The organism is Priestia sp. TGN 0903 (genome assembly GCF_050846855.1).
Taxonomy (GTDB): Bacteria; Bacillota; Bacilli; order Bacillales; family Bacillaceae_H; genus Priestia; species Priestia zanthoxyli.
On the sequence record NZ_JBOZGL010000009.1, the window covers coordinates 45,098 to 62,690 of the forward strand.

Here is a 17,593-nt window from a genome sequence, read left to right on the forward strand (position 1 = left end):
TCCCCCTATTTAACTAATAATCTGTTCGTATGTAGCTTTTACGAGTTATATAAATGGCAAGCTACTTGATGGCCAGGTCTCACCTCCTTTAAGGCAGGTTTCGTTTGGCTGCACTCTGCCATGGCATGTATACAGCGAGGATGAAACGCACAGCCTTTTGGCGGATCAATTGGACTTGGCACATCTCCCTGTAAAATAATGCGCTGTTTTTTCTTTCGTGGATCTGGTTCAGGTATAGCCGATACAAGCGCTTGCGTATAAGGGTGCAACGGCTCTGCGTATAGGCTTTTCTTATCAGCAATTTCTACTAAACCGCCTAGGTACATAACACCGATACGGTCACTCATATGTTTAACAACACTCAAATCATGGGCAATAAATAAAAAGGTTAGGTCGAATTCTTGTTGAAGTTCTTTAAGAAGGTTTAAAACTTGTGATTGGACAGAAACGTCAAGTGCCGACACCGGTTCATCAGCAATAATAAGTTTTGGACGAAGTGCAAGTGCACGTGCAATTCCAATACGCTGACGCTGCCCACCGGAAAATTCGTGAGGATATTTATAGTATGCATCTTCCGGTAACCCTACTTTTGTAAGTAGATTCATAACTTCTGATTTTAATTGATTGGTTGATTTTCCTGTAAAATTCCGAATTGGTTCAGAAATAACATCTCCAACCATTTGCATTGGATTGAGGGAAGCATAGGGATCTTGAAAAACCATTTGGAAATCTTGTCTAATTTTACGGAGAGAAGTTCCTCTTGCTTCTGTGATATCTTTACCATCGAAAATAATTTTTCCGCTAGTTGGTTCCAACAGTCTTAGAATCGTCCTTCCTGCCGTGGATTTTCCACAGCCAGATTCTCCTACCAGACCGAGCGTTTCTCCTTTTCGAATCGCAAAGGAAATACCGTCAACTGCTTTTACATCACCAATTTTCTTTCGAAAAAATCCCCCGTGAATAGGATAGTAGGTTTTTAAATGCTGAACTTCTAGCAATACATCTTTCACTGCTTTAGTCATTAGCTTGTCTTCACTCCTTTTGACGGATAGCTGTTTTCATACAGCAGACATGCGACGTCATGCCCCTGTGAATCCTCGCGAAGAACAGGCGTAACGGAACTGCAGTCTTCCATTGCATGAGGACATCGGTTAACGAAACGACAGCCTGTCCTCGGCATGTTTACAAGAGAAGGCACAATTCCTTTGATCGTATTTAATACTTCTACATCATCTTCCATGCGTGGAATTGAGTGAAGAAGCGCTTTCGTGTACGGATGTTTTGGGGCATAAAATAACGTATCAACATCTGTATGCTCAACAATTTTCCCGCCATACATGACAATCACTTCATCACACATCTCAGCAACGACTCCTAAATCATGAGTAATCATAATAATAGACATATCATTGCTTTCTTGAATTTCTTTTAACAATTCTAAAATTTGAGCTTGAACCGTAACATCCAGGGCGGTTGTCGGCTCATCCGCAATTAAAAGTTTAGGCTGACAAGCTACCGCCATGGCAATCATGACGCGCTGTCTCATTCCTCCCGATAGCTGATGCGGATATTCATCGATGAGCTTTTCGGATCTCGAAATACCAACGCTTTTTAAAAGCGCAATGCTTTTTTCACGCGCTTCCGCTTTCGATATATTCATATGGTTAAACAATACTTCCTGCAGCTGATACCCAATGGTTAAAACAGGATTGAGAGATGTCATCGGTTCTTGGAAAATCATTGAGATGTCTTTTCCCCGAACATCATTCATCTCATCTTCTGATAAGTGCGTAAGATTCTTTCCGTTAAATACAACGCTTCCGCTTCTAATTTGACTATTTACTTTAGGTAATAGCCCAATAACGGATAAAGACAATACGCTTTTTCCACAGCCAGATTCTCCTACAACTCCTACAATTCGCTTTCGTCCGACTTGAAACGACACGTCGTCCACAGCATTATGCCAGGAATCATTAATGGAAAAAGCAGTTTGTAAATTTTTCACTTCTAGTAAAGGTGTTGATTCGACGGGCTTTTTATCCATTTATAGTGCACACCTCATTTTTCTAAAAATTGTTATATTTGAATAAGATATTATTACAATTTCATTACAAAATCAATATATTTTGAAAATTAATTATATTTTTTATTTTTAAAATAATGATTTTTGAATATCTCTTCAGCACTTTAACGCATAAACCTCCTAATTTTTTGTTGAAAACAGGATAAATTTTACTATTTTTTGTTTTAGGTATATAGAACTTATTTTTTTACAGTTGGAACGCAGATTTTTTTAAGATAGTATTGGTACTAAGAGGAAGCAGCTGGGTAGTAGTTAAAGTGTGAGGCTTCATACATGAAGTAACAAGATGATAACCGATATTGTAGCCCATCATTTCTGGATACCAATTTTGGCCGAATAACAGTTGATCATATTTTTTTTCGTCAGCGCGCAGATTGTAATAAGGTTTAACATGCTTTTCCCACATTTTTTTAGCTTCTTCAATGGTATAATAATTTGTCCAAGGGGCTAAATATTTTTTACCACAATATTCCTCCACTGCTCTTTCAGCTAACCCTTCCATCATCATAGCGTCTAACAAAGTAATCGTTTCATCAGATTTGTTAATGGCTTTTAGCCTGCAAACGTGATGATATTCATGGGTAAGCACCGCTAACATTTCTTCATCGGATGTATGACTTGTCATAAACACAAATAATTTATCGGTAAAAGCGACACCTGCTCTTCCGTTAAATTCACGCTGCATTTTTCGATTTCGAGGATTGCTTGGAAGCACTAGCACCGCTACATCCGGCCCATTCCATGCTTTTTTAAGCTTTTCATAATGTGCTTTTACTTTCTTCCAAACCTGCCTTTTCTTCATTTCTTCTAATTCTTTTATAAACATTAAAGAAGGCGGACACATTCCATAGTTAAAAAGTAATTCCATATATTCTTTTTCTTTTAATTTCTTAAAATAGCGCGCAAGATAACGGCTTATTTCTTTCGGCTCCGTCCAAGTAGAAGTTGAAACAATCGGCATGTTTTCCCCTCTCTTTCTTCATCCTTTTGTTTCATGATATGTTCACAGCTACTCTTTTGGTTATTAAAAATAAAAAAAATTCTAGGCGTCAGCCTAGAATTTTTCATTATGCTTCGTACTTTTTAAAGATGATTGTTGCATTGTGACCGCCAAATCCAAGTGAGTTGCTTAGCACCGCTTTTACTTCTTGCTTACGCGCTTTGTTTGGAATGTAGTCTAAATCGCACTCTTCATCGGGTGTTTGATAGTTAATTGTTGGAGGAAGAATACCGTCTTGAATTGCTTTCACACTAAAAATAGCTTCTACTCCACCAGCAGCTCCTAGCAAGTGGCCAGTCATTGACTTTGTTGAACTAATTGCTACTTTTTGAGCGTGGTCACCAAATACTTCTTTAATAGCCATCGTTTCAAATTTATCGTTGTACCCTGTACTTGTACCGTGAGCATTGATGTAATCAATATCACTTGGCTGTAGACCTGCATCTTCAATCGCATGACGCATTGCACGAACGCCGCCTTCTCCTCCTGGAGCTGGCGCTGTGATATGATGAGCATCTCCTGTTGAACCATAGCCCACAATTTCAGCATAAATACGTGCGCCGCGTGCTAATGCATGTTCAAGCTCTTCAAGCACAATAACACCCGCACCTTCTCCCATAACGAAGCCGTCGCGGTCTTTATCAAACGGACGAGATGCTGTTGCAGGATCTGGATTTGTAGAAAGTGCTTTATTCGCACAGAAACCAGCAATAGATAAACGCGTGATTGGTGCTTCCGTACCGCCCGTCACCATCACGTCTGCATCTCCGCGTTGAATGACTTTAAATGCATCACCAATAGAGTTTGTACCTGTTGCACACGCCGTTACCGTACAAGAGTTCACGCCTTTCGCCCCTAAAGCAATAGAAACTTGTCCTGTTGCCATATCAGGAATCATCATCGGAATAAAGAATGGACTTACACGGCGGGCACCCTTTTCTAATAACGTTGAATATTGATTTTCAAACGTTTCCATACCGCCAATTCCAGATCCAATCCAAACCCCGACGTTTGGAGCAATCTCTTCCGTAATAGTCAAATTCGCATCTTTAACAGCCGCCAATGCAGCTACCATCGCATATTGAGTAAAGCGATCCATCTTACGAGCCTCTTTGCGGTCAATAAAATCTTCCACGTTAAAATCTTTTACTTCAGCCGCTACTTTAGCAGGAAATTCATCTGCATCTAGTCTTGTTAAAGGACCAACGCCAGACACGCCTGCTACTGCGTTTTTCCAAGCTGTTTCTACGTCATTTCCAATTGGTGTAAGCCCACCAAGTCCTGTTACAACTACACGTTTTTTATTCATCGTACATTCATCTCCTTCAGTTGCTTTAAAAATGTAGTGTTATTTTCCCCATCTAATGGCAATAGCTCCCCATGTTAAGCCGCCTCCGAAGCCAACCATTACAATTAAATCATCGTCTTGAATTTTCCCTGCTTCAAGCTCATGAACAATTGAAATTGGAATCGATGCTGCTGATGTATTGCCGTAGTATTGGATTGTTTTAGACATTTTTTCTTCAGGCAAGTCTAATCGCTGTCTTGCAGCTTCCATAATACGAATATTCGCTTGATGAGGTACAAGAAAATCAACATCCTCTTTTGTTAAACCTGCTTTTTCAATTACATTAACAGCAGATTCCCCCATTTGTCGAACAGCAAACTTAAATACTTCACGTCCGTTCATGACAATATGATCAAGCTCGTTTTGATACAAGTGCTTGCCTCCTGTACCGTCGGATCCTAGTTCAAAGGATAAAATACCTCGTCCTTCTGACACAGGTCCCATTACAACTGCACCTGCTCCGTCTCCGAATAAAACAGCCGTGTTACGGTCGTCCCAATCTGTAATCTTAGAAAGCTTTTCTACACCGACCACTAATATATGCTTGTAAGCATTAGTTTCAATAAATTGCTTAGCTGTAATCATGCCGTACATAAATCCTGCACATGCTGCACTCACATCGTAAGAAGCTGCTTTTTTTGCTCCCAATTTTTCTTGCAGCATACATGATACTGTAGGAAACGGTTGATCTGGCGTTACCGTAGCAACAATGATCATGTCAATATCTTCTGCCTCGACGTTAGCTTTATGTAAAGCTTCAACTGCTGCTTTATAAGCTAAATCAGATGTGTCCTCGTTATCGGCTGCAATTCGGCGCTCTTGAATACCTGTGCGCGTACGAATCCACTCATCTGATGTATCCATTACTTTTTCAAGATCTAAATTTGTTACAACTTTCTCTGGTACATAACGTCCAATTCCTAGAACACCAGCGTTCATATCAACCTCTCCTTTAAATAAAAGGCTTATATTCCTATAAAACCTATATCTGTCATTTCATTTACCGATTATATAATCAATTATTATGAGTTGGTACTAATTTTACTTCATTTTTTATTTTTTGTCTATATGGGTGTTCGTCCTACTCAGGTATCTATCATGCTACATATAGTAATCATACGGGTCCCTCTTACTCTAGTATGGGACATTAGGTAAGAACTTACCCACCATTAAAATAGTGAAAGGAATGAGTATCATGGCAAGAAGACAAAGAAATGAAGCTTTTTCTGATTTTATGTTTGGAGCTGGGCGCAGAAAATCAAGAGAAGAAAGAGAGCGAGAGGAGTGGGAAAGATTATTCAAACAAATCGATGAAATTGTACTCGCCGTTGAAGAACTAGCTCCTCTTCTTAAACAGTTTGCCCCTTTAGTCGATTTATTTTACAAACAAAAATAACAGCTCGGATTCTACCGAGCTGTTTTCTTTAGTTGTTTTCATTTTCAGCTAATGCATCTTGCTTGCCAAGCTCATAGGCGTCGTTCATTACTTTTGTCAGTAATGTCAATACCGGCTGTACGTGTTCCATTGATAACTCAACGCCTGTTTCATCTAAAATCTGCTTTGCTTCTGGCAAGTACTTCATTGCAATTTGCATGAATTGCATATTTTGCTCTTCCATAGTGAAATCTCCTTTATTAAAAACATTTATTCCTCCTTATATTAGCGAATCTATTCTATAAGTACAACTTTCTCCTTTAATGAAGAGGTAAAAAGAATGTTCTCATATGTTTTTTTTGCAGGTAAATGCCTTCTTTAGCCGTTACTTTGGAAGAAAAATGCAGCAGTTCTTTCGCTTTCCTGCTGATTTCATATTTTTCTTGAGCCGCTTCTTCCTTCACCTCCATATGAGTAATGTTTGCTCCAGCGCTCCAAGGCTGTAATTTTTCTTCAACTAAATGAACCACTTCATATGAATATGCACCAGTTTTACAGCGTCTGAGTGCACTGACGGCGTCTTCAATATAAATAATAAAATCCGTGCCTTCCATAATGGTAAAAGGTTCCTCGTACCCGGCAATATTTTTAGAATAGCACATTGACAAAGGCTGCCAAGGTCCGTAAAGAGTGGGCGTTCTGACAATCATAATGGGCCATCCATCATCTTTATATTTTTCTATCATTCGCTCAAAATGAACGTATAGCCTTCCTTCACTACTGTCCGGTTCTGGAATCGTTGTTTCTTCAATCTTTCGCTGCTGGTCTCCAAATACGCGCATGGTAGAAACAAACACAAATCGAATGTTGAATTGACGGCATTTATTAAGTGCTTGAATGAGTACTTGCTGCGCTTTTTGCATTTCTTGTCTTAAAAAATCAGGATGATAAAAATCTCCTCCATCGAAATACGTGAAGTAGACAATATCCGTTTCTGATGTAATCATATCTAATGAATCGCCTACTTCAGTCGATACATAATTAGCGTTTCGCCCTAAGAAAAATTTCATCTCTTCCTGCAAATCATCTTCTTCTTTATGAGCAGAATGTGTATATCCTTTTACTTCTGTACCTTCGTCTAAAAAAGTCATACATAAATGAAAACCAATAAAGCGGTTTGCCCCTATTACTACTACATTTCCCATATCGCTTCCTCCAATTCTTCATTCATCATTTATTAAACAAAAGCTTAAAGCCCTATAGTTATAGAGAGTACTCATTCCTTATTTCAAAGTAGTTCATCCCTAAAAACATCATGAACTCTCTTTTTCCTTTTATCTCTTATACAAAAAGCCCCTATGATATGTATAATCATAGAAGCTTTGCTTATAACACTTTTTCATGCTGTTTATAAAATTGGAGAAGGGACCGTTCAAATAAATAGTTTTTTTCAGGCAAATAAAGTGAAAGCATAATCGGAGAGTGAAGTTCTTCACGATGTAGTTCATATTTTTTACTGTGTGCAATTGGATAATGAGTAGAGGCATTAGGCGCGGTCCATATCTTCACGGGCAGCGTTGATTTTAATTCCGTAACGGAAGGGTACTCCTTAATTAGCTTTGATACTTGCTTCCGCTCCACTTTATAAGCTTGAGTCAAGTCCTTCGTGAATTGTTTATAAAAGAATTTATTGTTTTTTTCATGTTCTGCATGCGTATGAAGATCAATACACGGATTTAGTAAACCAGCTGATCGAATGAACGTATTCCCGTCATTTTCCATTAGCTGCAGCGCTAACAGAGCCCCCATTCCTTCAGCTAAAATATGAATTCGTTTATTTAAAATTTCTTGTTTCATTACTAAATGATAAAGTTGTTTTGCAAGGTGATATGCTTCAGGAGACCCCCAATGCCGGCCATATAAATTGGAATAAAATACTGTGTATCCTTCATCTTGTAAACATTGCAACAGCTGTGACCTTCCGCCGTGCTGAATCCATAAGCTAGTTGAACTTTCAACAAAATGATCTTTATCACCCAGTACTAACACACCGAAACCATTCGGTCGTTCAGGGACATGTACGACATTCCATTGCGTATCTAAGCTAAAAAAGCGTCGATGTATCATAGCTCTTCCTCCGTAACTTACTAGTTGTTCCATACAGTGTATGATAGAACCATAAAAAAGCGCACTAGAATAATGCCTATTTCTGACTTATTGCTCTTTTGTTTCTGCATGGGAGCACGCCCCTTATTTATTCATAAAAAATTCAATTTCTTATTTGACTGCTATATGCTAAAATGAAATCAAACTGTACTGTAAACGAGGTGAATAGAATGCGTGTCGTAATGGCTTTTGTTTGGGGCTTTTTACTAATGAATATGGCAGTGTACGTAATCTCTGCAATGACGGGCGGTACTTACAGTTTCGCAACCGCTTCCATCCTTGGAGTAGTTTTCACGCTAGTTGTAATTTTGATTGGAGAACTGGGTGTACCGAATAAACCAGCAAATAATCAACACTAAAAAGTGTTGGCTGTAAAGCCAGCGCTTTTTTTATTTTTTGGCATAGGTTCTTCTCAGTACTTTCTTTCCTTACCTCGTATTCAAGACATAGGACTGAGAGTGCTTTTCTCTATCTATATATAGTCGGAATCATTGATTATCCCAAACTTTAACTATATAATTTTAGAATAATCAAACTATTAACTTTAGGAGTGAATACTGCTGTGACTAAAGAAAAAATTGGTTTTATCGGAACAGGCGTTATGGGTCAAAGCATGGCCGGGCATTTAATTGACGCAGGATATGAAGTCCTTGTTTATACACGAACAAAAACTCGTGCTCAAGCACTACTTGAAAAAGGGGCCAAATGGAAAGAAACCGTTCAAGAAGTGGCCGAACAATCTGATGTTATTATCACCATGGTAGGCTATCCTCACGATGTAAAAGAGATTTATTTGGGAAAAGACGGCATTATACATAATGCAAAGAAAGGCTGCTATACAATTGATATGACGACATCAAGCCCTATACTTGCTCGTGAGATTTATCAAGCAGCAAAAGAGAAGCACATTCATGCGCTTGACGCTCCTGTTTCAGGAGGAGATATTGGGGCTCAGAAAGCAACCTTAGCGATTATGGTAGGAGGCGATTCTGAAGCATTCTCTGCCGTTACGCCTATTCTTGAAAAAATGGGGACAAATATCGTTCTTCAAGGAAGCGCCGGTGCTGGTCAACATACAAAAATGTGCAATCAAATTGCTATTGCCTCTAATATGATGGGTGTCTGCGAAGCGATACTTTATGCTGAAAAAGCCGGATTAGATCCGAATACCGTTCTAAAAAGTATTGAAACAGGCGCAGCGGGAAGCTGGTCGTTAAGCAATTTAGCTCCTCGCATGATTAAAGGAGACTTCGAACCAGGCTTTTATATTAAACACTTCATTAAAGATATGAAGATTGCCATTGAATCAGCTGAAGAAATGGAGCTGTATACACCCGGGCTAAAATTAGCAAAATCGCTTTATGAACAGCTCGAAAAACAAGGCCAGGATAATAAAGGAACACAGGCTCTGTATACCCTTTTAAAACAGCATGCCCTAACTGTATAAAGACAGGCAGCTCATTACGAGCTGCCTGTTTTTATTAATGATTTACGCTTCATTTAACGAATTCATAAAACGACTGAATGCGAGCTGCCCTTCAGCAGTTTGTTTAAACACACCTGCATGCTCTAAAATAGTCGCAAAGATCAAACCGAGCTCTTGTTGAAGAATGCTTTGGACATTTTCCACTTCAATATGCGGATATTTTTTCTTGATGTGTTCAGCCCACTTCACGTGTTTTTTCACTTGATCATGCCTGCTGGCTACTTCACTCAGGTTATTCTGAACTAACCCTTTGGCCACTAGACTCATTTCGTCTTTCAAACGACCGGGTAAAACCGCAAGCCCCATTACTTCAATTAAACCTATGTTCTCTTTTTTGATATGATGAACTTCTGCATGCGGATGATAAATGCCATCTGGATGCTTGCTGTTTGTTCGATTGTTTCGCAGTACTAAATCTAATTCGTACAAATCCCCTCTTTTCCTAGCAATAGGCGTGACCGTATTGTGAGGAGTTTGATCTGTAAAAGCTAAAATACCAGCACTTTGATCACTATATGATTTCCATTTCTTCAAAATGAAATCCGCTGCTTCCACTAATGGTGCAAGGTGCGAACTTTGAAGACGAACGACCGACATTGGCCAATGAACAATTCCAGCTTTCACGTTTGGATGCGCTTCAAGAGAGAACAATTTATTTATTCTTGCTTTAGCCATAGGAAACTCATGATAGCCTCCTTGAAAGTGATCATGCGTTAAAATAGATCCTCCTACGATGGGTAAATCTGCATTTGACCCTAAAAAATAATGTGGGAATTGTTCAACGAAGGCAAGCAGCCGCTTAAACGTTTGCTTTGAAATATGCATAGGTGTATGCTCACTCGCAAAAACAATGGCATGTTCATTATAATAAACGTAAGGTGAAAACTGCATGTACCACAGCTCTTCCTGCAATTCCACAGGGATAATCCGGTGATTTTGGCGAGCTGGGTGGTTAATGCGGCCTGCATAGCCAGCATTTTCTTTACAGAGCAGGCATAGCGGGTAGTTGCTTTCTTTCAGTGATTTGCTTGCTGCAATTGCTTTTGGATCTTTTTCCGGCTTAGATAAGTTGATAGTAATTTCAAGTTCTCCAAAGTCAGTGTTTGTTACCCATCTTTCGTTTTTAGCAATTCGATCTCTGCGAATATAGTGAATGTCTTTTGACAGCTTATAATAATAGCTTGTGGCTTTTTGAGGGTTTTGCTGATAGTGATCGTAAAAGGTTCGATTAACCTCTGAAGGCATGCTTGCAAAGCATCCCATTATTTTGGTATCGAATAAATCTCTATATGTGATAGAATTATCGGCGATTCGATTGTTTTCGGCAGCCCAATCAAGCATGTTATCTAAAATAGCAGCTGGATGTTCCAAACGTTCTTCTTTAACTTCTACCGTAATACATTCGTCGAGTTCTAACACTTCCAGCAGTTTATTTCTCACCACATCTATATCCCATTTTGTTACTAGATTCTTTTGTAAACCATATTGAATAAGTCGGGTGATTTCTTCATGAATGTTGACTGACATACACTCGTTCCTTTCTCTATCTGTTTTCTCTTATACTGCTTCTAATGTGAGTTCACGCGCTCCTTCTCCAACCGTAACCACATAAAATTCAGCTTCTAAACTCGTTTGCTTATAATAAGCGTCTTTTACTTCTTCAATAAATCTATCAACCTGTGCTTTTTTTACGATACTGATTGTACAGCCGCCAAAGCCTGCACCCGTCATGCGTGATCCAATCACACCTTCTTGCAACCAGGCTGCTTCTACAAGAGCATCTAATTCTTTTCCACTTACTTCATAGTCATCTCGCAGCGAACAGTGCGACTCATTCATCAATTGACCAAATCCTTTTAAATCGCCGTTTTGCAATTTAGCAACCGCTTCTTTTGTGCGTTCATTTTCATATACCGCATGTTTAGCGCGCTTACAATCTACTTCTTTTTGTATTAAAGATTTGTGCTTTTCAAATTGTTCTTTCGTTAAATCACCAAGCGAATCAATGGAAAGTGAAGTTTGCAAATCTGATAGTGCTCTTTCACACTCCATACGGCGCTCATTATATTTTGAATCTGCCAGCCCTCTTCGCTTATTTGTGTTAGAAATAACGAGCACAGCATCTGTTAACTGCAGCGGGCTATACTGGTATTCAAGAGTCTGGCAGTTTAACAATACGGCTTGATTTTCTTTTCCCATTCCAATTGCAAACTGATCCATAATCCCGCAGCTTACGCCGATAAATTCATTTTCAGCTTGCTGCGCCATTTTTACAAGGTCCATCATATCAATATTCAATTCAAGAATTTTATTTAAAAGTACGCATGTGACTAACTCAATTGATGCCGACGATGAAAGCCCTGCTCCGTTAGGAATGTTGCCGAAAAACAAGATATCAAAACCAAAAGGAAGATCATATCCGTGCTTTTTAAAGGTGTCCATTACTCCTTTTGGATAATTAGCCCAATCATCCTCGGTTTTGTACGTTAATTGCTCTAAAGAGGATTCAATAACGCCTGCTTCAGAGAAGTTTTTAGAGTACATACGTATTTTTCGATCATGACGTTTTTGTACTACCGCATACGTTCCTATACTCAATGAACAAGGAAAAACATGCCCTCCATTATAATCAGTATGTTCTCCAATTAAATTGACACGCCCTGGTGCAAAAAAGCAGCGAATAGCTTCTGACGAATGAAATATTTGTTTGAACTCTTCGATTAATTTTTCCAGCATTTATTATCACCTATTTTAAGTAGTTTTTTGGAAACGGATTCATATGTACATTGTAAAGTCCAATTTTCCTTGCCTCAATGGTAAAATTCCTATCGATAATCGGTACTTTTTTGCTTATCACTTTAAAAATGATTCTTTTAAATTGATGATGAACTGCTCTTGCGCCAAAAAGGTGTTATCTTCATGGGAGCCTTGACTTGCAAATTATAAGAAAATAATAGATTTAGAGACATTCACTAAAAATAATCATGATATTTTCAAAAAATTATAGAAAAATGAAAGCGATTACGTTAAAGTAAGAATTAAGTACTACTTTATTTCAAAAAGAAGGTGAAAATTTGCTCTCACATTTCCAAGCTCAAGAATATTCAACGTACGCATACAGGTTTTTAGAATCCCGCACAAACGAAGTTGCGCAGCTCTGGTCGGTTGGATGGGATGAAGTTTTCTCGCCCCTTTATAACTGGAGCGGAAATCAGCGAAAAGATGTAGGAAAATATATTTTTCAATACACGGTTTCTGGGTACGGGATGATTGAAATAGATGGACAAGAATATAAAGTGGATGCTGGAAAAGCATTCATCGTCAATATACCTGGAAATTATCGCTATTACTTACCAAAGGAAAGTGAAAACTGGGAGTTTATTTTTCTTACATTATACGGAGATGAAGTACAAAAATGCTGGGATTATATTCAGTCAACCCACTCCCCTGTAATTCGATTTCACCCTGAATCAGCACCTGTTCAGCTGCTTGCTCAGATATATAAGAGGGCAAGTGAAAAACATATAGCAGATCCATTTCATGCCTCAAGCTTATCTTACCGCTTTGTAATGGAGCTGTATCAATATATTAAAAGCATGGACAGTTTTACAGAGGATTGGCCTGAAAGTATCATTAGCTCTATTTTATTTGCCCGCAATCATTATCATGAAGAAATCGGTCCGGATGAAATGGCAGATGCAGCTCATTTATCTCGCTATCATTTTAGCCGGTTATTCAAACAAACAACAGGGATTACGCCGATTCAATATTTAACGAAGCTTCGCATTCAAAAAGCGGCCGAGCTATTGCATCAAACCAAGTATTCAATCGAAGAAATTGCTGAAAACGTTGGCTATGCAAATGCCAATTATTTAACAAAAGTATTTCGTAAAACAACCAATATGACACCCGGGCAGTATCGAAAAAGTGATGCATCCATTGATGAACACTTTGCATTACCAAAATAAAAACGACTTCCATAAAAGGAAGTCGTTTTTATTTTTTATCGGGAATTTCTACTACCACAGAACCTTTTTCGTAAATAAAAGTCAATTTTTTACCCGGGATAATCATATTTTCTAAAATATCTCGTGCAGCTTGAAGTGCAAACTCTGTCCGTTCTGCCTTTTCCTGCACTTCTTCATTTTCAGCTTGAAGATCATTTTTATCCAGCGCTCTTATTTTAGTTAATGCCTGATCTATAAAATCGTATGCTTCGTCATATATAAGCTCTATACGGTCCTTCATGTGCTCATTCATGCTCCTTTGCCCATTTTGTATTATCATAAATGAATTAGATATATTCTACAACCTAAAACTGAATAAGTTTTTACGCTTAGCTCTCACGTATTTTTTTTATTTATTTTAAAAGGGATGCTGCTCTTAATAGCAAAAAAAGACCATTCAAATTATCATGAATGGCCTTTTGAGAAAACTTATACGCTGACAACAAACTCATCATCTTTTACATCAACTGTCACTTGACTATAATCTTCAATTTGCCCTGCAATTAATTCTCTGGCAATTTTTGTTTCAATATATTTTTGAATAAACCTTTTTAAAGGGCGCGCTCCGTATACCGGATCAAACCCGGAGGCCGCAATATGATTTTTTGCTTCTTCTGTTAACATTAACGAAATATGACGATCGGATAAACGCTTTTCAAGCTGAAGCAATAGCTTATCAATAATTCCCTTTACTTCATGAACAGTTAGCGGTTTGAATAAAATCGTGTCGTCTACTCGATTTAAAAATTCTGGGCGAAAATGCTGTCTTAATTGAGCCATCACTTGCTCTCTGGCTTTTTCAGTAATCTCGCCTTCACTTGTTAAACCATCTAATAGAAATTGAGAACCAATATTTGACGTCATAATAATGACCGTATTTTTAAAATCAATGACTTTTCCTTTTGAATCTGTTGCTCTTCCATCATCTAGTATTTGAAGGAGCACGTTAAATACTTCAGGATGAGCTTTTTCAATTTCATCTAACAAAACGACTGAATAAGGCTTGCGTCTCACCGCTTCCGTTAGCTGTCCGCCTTCTTCATACCCTACATAGCCAGGAGGCGCTCCTATAAGCCTAGAGACCGCATGCTTTTCCATGTATTCAGACATATCAATACGAACCATTTGTTCTTCACTGTCAAATAACGAATGTGCCAACGTTTTGGCTAGCTCCGTTTTTCCTACTCCGGTAGGTCCTAGGAAAATAAATGATCCAATTGGGCGGTTCGGGTCTTTAATGCCTGCCCTTGCGCGAATCACAGCATCTGTAACTAAGGATACGGCTTCGTCCTGTCCAATCACACGCTGCTGTAAAATTGACTCAAGCTTCAACAGCTTTTCTCTTTCTCCTTCAACTAGTTTCGACACCGGAATTCCCGTCCATCTTCCTACAATTTCAGCAATTTCTTCTTCCGTTACTTCTTCTCTTAACAAACGGTTTTCTTGTGCTTTTTCAGCAGCTGTTTCTTCCAGCTGTTTTAGTTCTTTTTCAAGAGCTGGAATGCGTCCGTGGCGAAGTTCGGCTGCTTTATTTAAATCATATTTCCCTTCAGCTTCTTCTAGGTCTCGCTTCGCTTTTTCAAGCTGCTCCCGGACATCTTGCACCGTTTGAATCGACTGCTTTTCTTTTTCCCACTGCAGCTTCATTGTATCTGCACGTTCTTTTAAATCAGAGACTTCTTTTCGAATTGCCTCTAACCTTGTGATGCTTGCTTGATCTGTTTCTTTACTTAATGCCGCTTCTTCAATTTCAAGCTGCATGACACGTCGCGTTACTTCATCTAATTCTGATGGCATCGAATCAATTTCTGTTCGAATAGTTGCGCATGCTTCATCAATTAAATCAATTGCTTTATCAGGTAAAAAGCGATCTGAGATATAACGATCCGACATAACCGCTGCTGAAACAATCGCCCGGTCATGAATATTTACACCGTGATGAATTTCAAATCGTTCTTTTAAACCACGTAAGATAGAGATTGTATCTTCTACTGAAGGTTCTTCAACCAGCACCTGTTGAAAGCGTCTTTCAAGAGCTGGATCTTTTTCAATATACTGACGATACTCATCAAGAGTTGTAGCTCCTATACAGTGAAGTTCTCCTCTAGCAAGCATTGGTTTTAAAATATTCCCTGCATCCATCGCTCCGTCCGTACGACCTGCTCCAACGATTGTATGAAGTTCGTCAATAAATAAAAGAATTTGACCGTTGCTTTTCTTAACTTCTTGAAGAACAGCTTTTAAACGCTCTTCAAATTCGCCTCTGAACTTCGCTCCTGCTACTAAAGCTCCCATATCTAATGAGAAGATGGTTTTATCTTTTAATCCCTCAGGCACATCTCTACGAACAATACGCTGTGCTAGACCTTCAACAATCGCTGTTTTACCAACGCCAGGTTCTCCAATCAAAACTGGATTGTTTTTTGTTTTTCGCGATAAAATGCGGATAACGCGGCGAATTTCTCCGTCTCGTCCAATGACTGGATCAATGTTCCCTGCTCGTACTTCTGCCACTAAGTCTCTTCCATATTTAGCTAACGCTTCATATGTAACTTCCGGATTTTGACTTGTAATTCGCTGATTTCCTCGAAGGCTAGTAAGCACATCTTGCAAAGCTTTTTTTGTTATACCGTGACTTGAAAATAACTTGCCATATTCACTAGAAGACGGTTCCTGTGCTAAGGCTAAAAAGATGTGCTCAACTGAAACATAATCATCTTGCAGACGAGATGCTTCTTCTTGAGCTTTGACAAACAGCTGCTGGAGTTTATTTGTAATATAAACTTTCCCTGCTTCAGCTCCACTTCCTGTAACAGCAGGTTTTTTCGCAAGCAGTTGATTTACCTGCTGCTGAAAAGATTGATGATCTATATGTAAATGATCTAATATGCGAGGAGCAATACCATCTTGCTGATGAATAAGCGTATAAAGCAAATGAGCAATATCCACTTCCTGCTGATTTCGTTTAATAGCTTCGGACTGCGCTTCCATCACGCCTTCTTGCAATTTTTGGGTCATTTTATTTATGTCCATTGAACATCCTCCTTCGATACATTTGACCTTTATTGACCTTTATTTCATTATACCCAGCAATGGGAAAACAAGTAAAGCCATTCAATTTAGAATGGCTTCTTTATTTTTTTACTATTTAAGGCTTGCGCATGTATGTCCAGTGGCGGTCATCGTTTGCCGTCTCTGGAAAACGCTCTCCTGCTTTTAATTTAACCTTTTGAGGATTATTTACGTTGCTTCCTGTTTCACCAATTTCAATATACACTCCGTTATTAGGAGCTTTTTGACCCGGTGTGAAATGACGATTTTGTCCCATTGTCCTGCCTCCTCATTCCTGAAATGAAATGTTCTCCTATACTATTCCCTTAAGATTTCCGTTTCATAATGGAGATGTTTTCATATTAGGAACAGAACAGAAAAGAGCAGACCTTTAGATCTGCCCTTTTGTATCAATGAGTAAATTTAATAGCTTGTTCAATTTCAGTTTCTCCGGCTAACATTTCAAACGTTTTTCCTATCGTAGCTTCTTCGTTTAGGCATTCTACAAGCACGGTTGCTACATCTGCTCGAGGAATCGTCTGAGATTTATCTTCAATATCATTATTGATATCAATTTTTCCAGTAGCTGAATCATTCGATAAAGTTCCTGGTCGTACAATTGTATATTGCAGATTAGACTGCTTTAAGTATTCATCCGCTATCGCTTTAGCACGCAGGTAAAGTTGTAAGCCTTCTGGTCCTTGTTCAGGTGCATCTGTTCCCATTGAACTTAACATAACAAAGCGCTTCACACCTTGATTTTTTGCTTCATCAATGATATTTTTAGCACCGTTTTGATCCACAGCGATTGTTTTTTCGTCTCCCGTATGTCCTCCAGAACCTGCTGCAAATATGACAGCATCCATACCTCTTAAAGCATCTGAAACATCTTGCTCCAAGTCACCAAGTACAACGTTAGCGCCCAGCTTTTTTAAAGCGTCTGCTTGTTTTTCGTCGCGAATCATCGCATAAGCTTCATGCTGCTTGCTGTTTGCGACTTTTTCTACCACTTGTTTTCCCGTTGTTCCGTTTGCTCCAACAACTAATACTTTCATCATAAATCACCTTTCGTTCTGT

At 38.7% G+C, this 17,593-nt stretch carries 18 protein-coding genes; 4 read left to right on the forward strand and 14 right to left on the reverse strand.

From position 1 onward, the window contains the following. Positions 1–38: 38 nt before the first annotated feature. The 5 genes from ACRPLY_RS23205 to ACRPLY_RS23225 all read right to left on the reverse strand — a co-directional run bounded on the left by ACRPLY_RS23205 (position 39) and on the right by ACRPLY_RS23225 (position 5,370). A complete protein-coding gene (locus ACRPLY_RS23205) occupies positions 39–1,022 on the reverse strand; it encodes an ABC transporter ATP-binding protein (RefSeq protein ID WP_028412371.1) in 984 nt (327 codons plus the stop codon). After that, entirely contained in the window at positions 1,022–2,044 is a 1,023-nt protein-coding gene (locus ACRPLY_RS23210) for an ABC transporter ATP-binding protein (protein ID WP_028412372.1), read from the reverse strand. The genes ACRPLY_RS23205 and ACRPLY_RS23210 overlap by 1 nt, the downstream gene beginning before the upstream one ends. A gap of 226 nt (positions 2,045–2,270) precedes the next feature. Beyond that, complete coding sequence (locus tag ACRPLY_RS23215; protein WP_016763040.1) at positions 2,271–3,044, reverse strand: DUF2268 domain-containing protein; 774 nt, start codon at positions 3,042–3,044, stop codon at positions 2,271–2,273. Positions 3,045–3,150: 106 nt separating this feature from the next. After that, positions 3,151–4,392 carry a beta-ketoacyl-ACP synthase II gene (fabF, locus tag ACRPLY_RS23220; protein WP_028412374.1) on the reverse strand — a complete coding sequence of 414 codons (1,242 nt, stop codon included), beginning with the start codon at positions 4,390–4,392 and terminating at the stop codon, positions 3,151–3,153. 39 nt (positions 4,393–4,431) lie between these two features. Further along, on the reverse strand, positions 4,432–5,370 hold the full coding sequence (locus ACRPLY_RS23225) for a beta-ketoacyl-ACP synthase III (protein ID WP_013081747.1): 939 nt from the start codon (positions 5,368–5,370) through the stop codon (positions 4,432–4,434). A gap of 256 nt (positions 5,371–5,626) precedes the next feature. Between ACRPLY_RS23225 and ACRPLY_RS23230 the strand changes: the two genes are divergently transcribed. Next, positions 5,627–5,827, forward strand: coding sequence for a hypothetical protein (locus tag ACRPLY_RS23230; protein ID WP_028412375.1), 201 nt, complete (start codon positions 5,627–5,629; stop codon positions 5,825–5,827). 28 nt (positions 5,828–5,855) lie between these two features. Here ACRPLY_RS23230 and ACRPLY_RS23235 read toward each other — a convergent pair whose 3' ends face one another. The 3 genes from ACRPLY_RS23235 to ACRPLY_RS23245 form a co-directional block, all read right to left on the reverse strand. Continuing rightward, positions 5,856–6,050, reverse strand: a complete 195-nt coding sequence (locus ACRPLY_RS23235; RefSeq protein WP_013081746.1) for a ComZ family protein — start codon at positions 6,048–6,050, stop codon at positions 5,856–5,858. Between the two features lie 76 nt (positions 6,051–6,126). Beyond that, positions 6,127–7,011, reverse strand: a complete 885-nt coding sequence (locus tag ACRPLY_RS23240; protein WP_325077672.1) for an NAD-dependent epimerase/dehydratase family protein — start codon at positions 7,009–7,011, stop codon at positions 6,127–6,129. 181 nt (positions 7,012–7,192) lie between these two features. Next, positions 7,193–7,933: a hypothetical protein gene (locus ACRPLY_RS23245; RefSeq protein WP_013055401.1), complete on the reverse strand. Its 741-nt coding sequence runs from the start codon at positions 7,931–7,933 to the stop codon at positions 7,193–7,195. Positions 7,934–8,142: 209 nt separating this feature from the next. Between ACRPLY_RS23245 and ACRPLY_RS23250 the strand changes: the two genes are divergently transcribed. Together ACRPLY_RS23250 and ACRPLY_RS23255 are read left to right on the forward strand one after the other, a co-directional pair. After that, complete coding sequence (locus tag ACRPLY_RS23250) at positions 8,143–8,331, forward strand: YjzD family protein (RefSeq protein WP_028412377.1); 189 nt, start codon at positions 8,143–8,145, stop codon at positions 8,329–8,331. Positions 8,332–8,534: 203 nt separating this feature from the next. Further along, complete coding sequence (locus tag ACRPLY_RS23255) at positions 8,535–9,419, forward strand: NAD(P)-dependent oxidoreductase (RefSeq protein ID WP_033578041.1); 885 nt, start codon at positions 8,535–8,537, stop codon at positions 9,417–9,419. 42 nt (positions 9,420–9,461) lie between these two features. Here the strand turns inward: ACRPLY_RS23255 and galT are convergent, their stop codons facing one another. Beyond that, positions 9,462–10,985 (reverse strand): UDP-glucose--hexose-1-phosphate uridylyltransferase, encoded by a 1,524-nt coding sequence (galT, locus tag ACRPLY_RS23260; protein WP_033578040.1) that lies wholly within the window; start codon positions 10,983–10,985, stop codon positions 9,462–9,464. Between the two features lie 30 nt (positions 10,986–11,015). Beyond that, entirely contained in the window at positions 11,016–12,194 is a 1,179-nt protein-coding gene (locus ACRPLY_RS23265) for a galactokinase (protein ID WP_098113541.1), read from the reverse strand. Between the two features lie 338 nt (positions 12,195–12,532). Here ACRPLY_RS23265 and ACRPLY_RS23270 point away from each other — a divergent pair, with 338 nt between their 5' ends. Then, a complete protein-coding gene (locus ACRPLY_RS23270; RefSeq protein WP_013081740.1) occupies positions 12,533–13,426 on the forward strand; it encodes a helix-turn-helix domain-containing protein in 894 nt (297 codons plus the stop codon). A 28-nt stretch (positions 13,427–13,454) separates the two neighbouring features. Here ACRPLY_RS23270 and ACRPLY_RS23275 read toward each other — a convergent pair whose 3' ends face one another. From ACRPLY_RS23275 to ACRPLY_RS23290, 4 genes are all read right to left on the reverse strand, one after another. After that, positions 13,455–13,706, reverse strand: coding sequence for a hypothetical protein (locus ACRPLY_RS23275; RefSeq protein WP_014461601.1), 252 nt, complete (start codon positions 13,704–13,706; stop codon positions 13,455–13,457). 188 nt (positions 13,707–13,894) lie between these two features. Next, positions 13,895–16,498 (reverse strand): ATP-dependent chaperone ClpB, encoded by a 2,604-nt coding sequence (gene clpB, locus ACRPLY_RS23280; RefSeq protein WP_098113542.1) that lies wholly within the window; start codon positions 16,496–16,498, stop codon positions 13,895–13,897. 115 nt (positions 16,499–16,613) lie between these two features. Beyond that, positions 16,614–16,793, reverse strand: coding sequence for a YjzC family protein (locus ACRPLY_RS23285; protein ID WP_013055394.1), 180 nt, complete (start codon positions 16,791–16,793; stop codon positions 16,614–16,616). Positions 16,794–16,926: 133 nt separating this feature from the next. Then, entirely contained in the window at positions 16,927–17,571 is a 645-nt protein-coding gene (locus ACRPLY_RS23290) for an SDR family oxidoreductase (protein ID WP_028412382.1), read from the reverse strand. Positions 17,572–17,593: the final 22 nt, after the last annotated feature.

Excerpts from the sequence above, each read along its gene's own strand:
- galT (WP_033578040.1), bottom strand. The coding sequence starts at position 10,985 with ATGTCAGTCAACATTCATGAAGAAATCACCCGACTTATTCAATATGGT.
- clpB (WP_098113542.1), bottom strand. The coding sequence starts at position 16,498 with ATGGACATAAATAAAATGACCCAAAAATTGCAAGAAGGCGTGATGGAA.
- ACRPLY_RS23245 (WP_013055401.1), bottom strand. The coding sequence starts at position 7,933 with ATGATACATCGACGCTTTTTTAGCTTAGATACGCAATGGAATGTCGTA.
- ACRPLY_RS23225 (WP_013081747.1), bottom strand. The coding sequence starts at position 5,370 with ATGAACGCTGGTGTTCTAGGAATTGGACGTTATGTACCAGAGAAAGTT.
- ACRPLY_RS23275 (WP_014461601.1), bottom strand. The coding sequence starts at position 13,706 with ATGAAGGACCGTATAGAGCTTATATATGACGAAGCATACGATTTTATA.
- ACRPLY_RS23290 (WP_028412382.1), bottom strand. The coding sequence starts at position 17,571 with ATGAAAGTATTAGTTGTTGGAGCAAACGGAACAACGGGAAAACAAGTG.
- ACRPLY_RS23205 (WP_028412371.1), bottom strand. The coding sequence starts at position 1,022 with ATGACTAAAGCAGTGAAAGATGTATTGCTAGAAGTTCAGCATTTAAAA.
- ACRPLY_RS23265 (WP_098113541.1), bottom strand. The coding sequence starts at position 12,194 with ATGCTGGAAAAATTAATCGAAGAGTTCAAACAAATATTTCATTCGTCA.
- ACRPLY_RS23285 (WP_013055394.1), bottom strand. The coding sequence starts at position 16,793 with ATGGGACAAAATCGTCATTTCACACCGGGTCAAAAAGCTCCTAATAAC.
- fabF (WP_028412374.1), bottom strand. The coding sequence starts at position 4,392 with ATGAATAAAAAACGTGTAGTTGTAACAGGACTTGGTGGGCTTACACCA.
- ACRPLY_RS23240 (WP_325077672.1), bottom strand. The coding sequence starts at position 7,011 with ATGGGAAATGTAGTAGTAATAGGGGCAAACCGCTTTATTGGTTTTCAT.
- ACRPLY_RS23215 (WP_016763040.1), bottom strand. The coding sequence starts at position 3,044 with ATGCCGATTGTTTCAACTTCTACTTGGACGGAGCCGAAAGAAATAAGC.
- ACRPLY_RS23250 (WP_028412377.1), top strand. The coding sequence starts at position 8,143 with ATGCGTGTCGTAATGGCTTTTGTTTGGGGCTTTTTACTAATGAATATG.
- ACRPLY_RS23230 (WP_028412375.1), top strand. The coding sequence starts at position 5,627 with ATGGCAAGAAGACAAAGAAATGAAGCTTTTTCTGATTTTATGTTTGGA.
- ACRPLY_RS23235 (WP_013081746.1), bottom strand. The coding sequence starts at position 6,050 with ATGGAAGAGCAAAATATGCAATTCATGCAAATTGCAATGAAGTACTTG.
- ACRPLY_RS23210 (WP_028412372.1), bottom strand. The coding sequence starts at position 2,044 with ATGGATAAAAAGCCCGTCGAATCAACACCTTTACTAGAAGTGAAAAAT.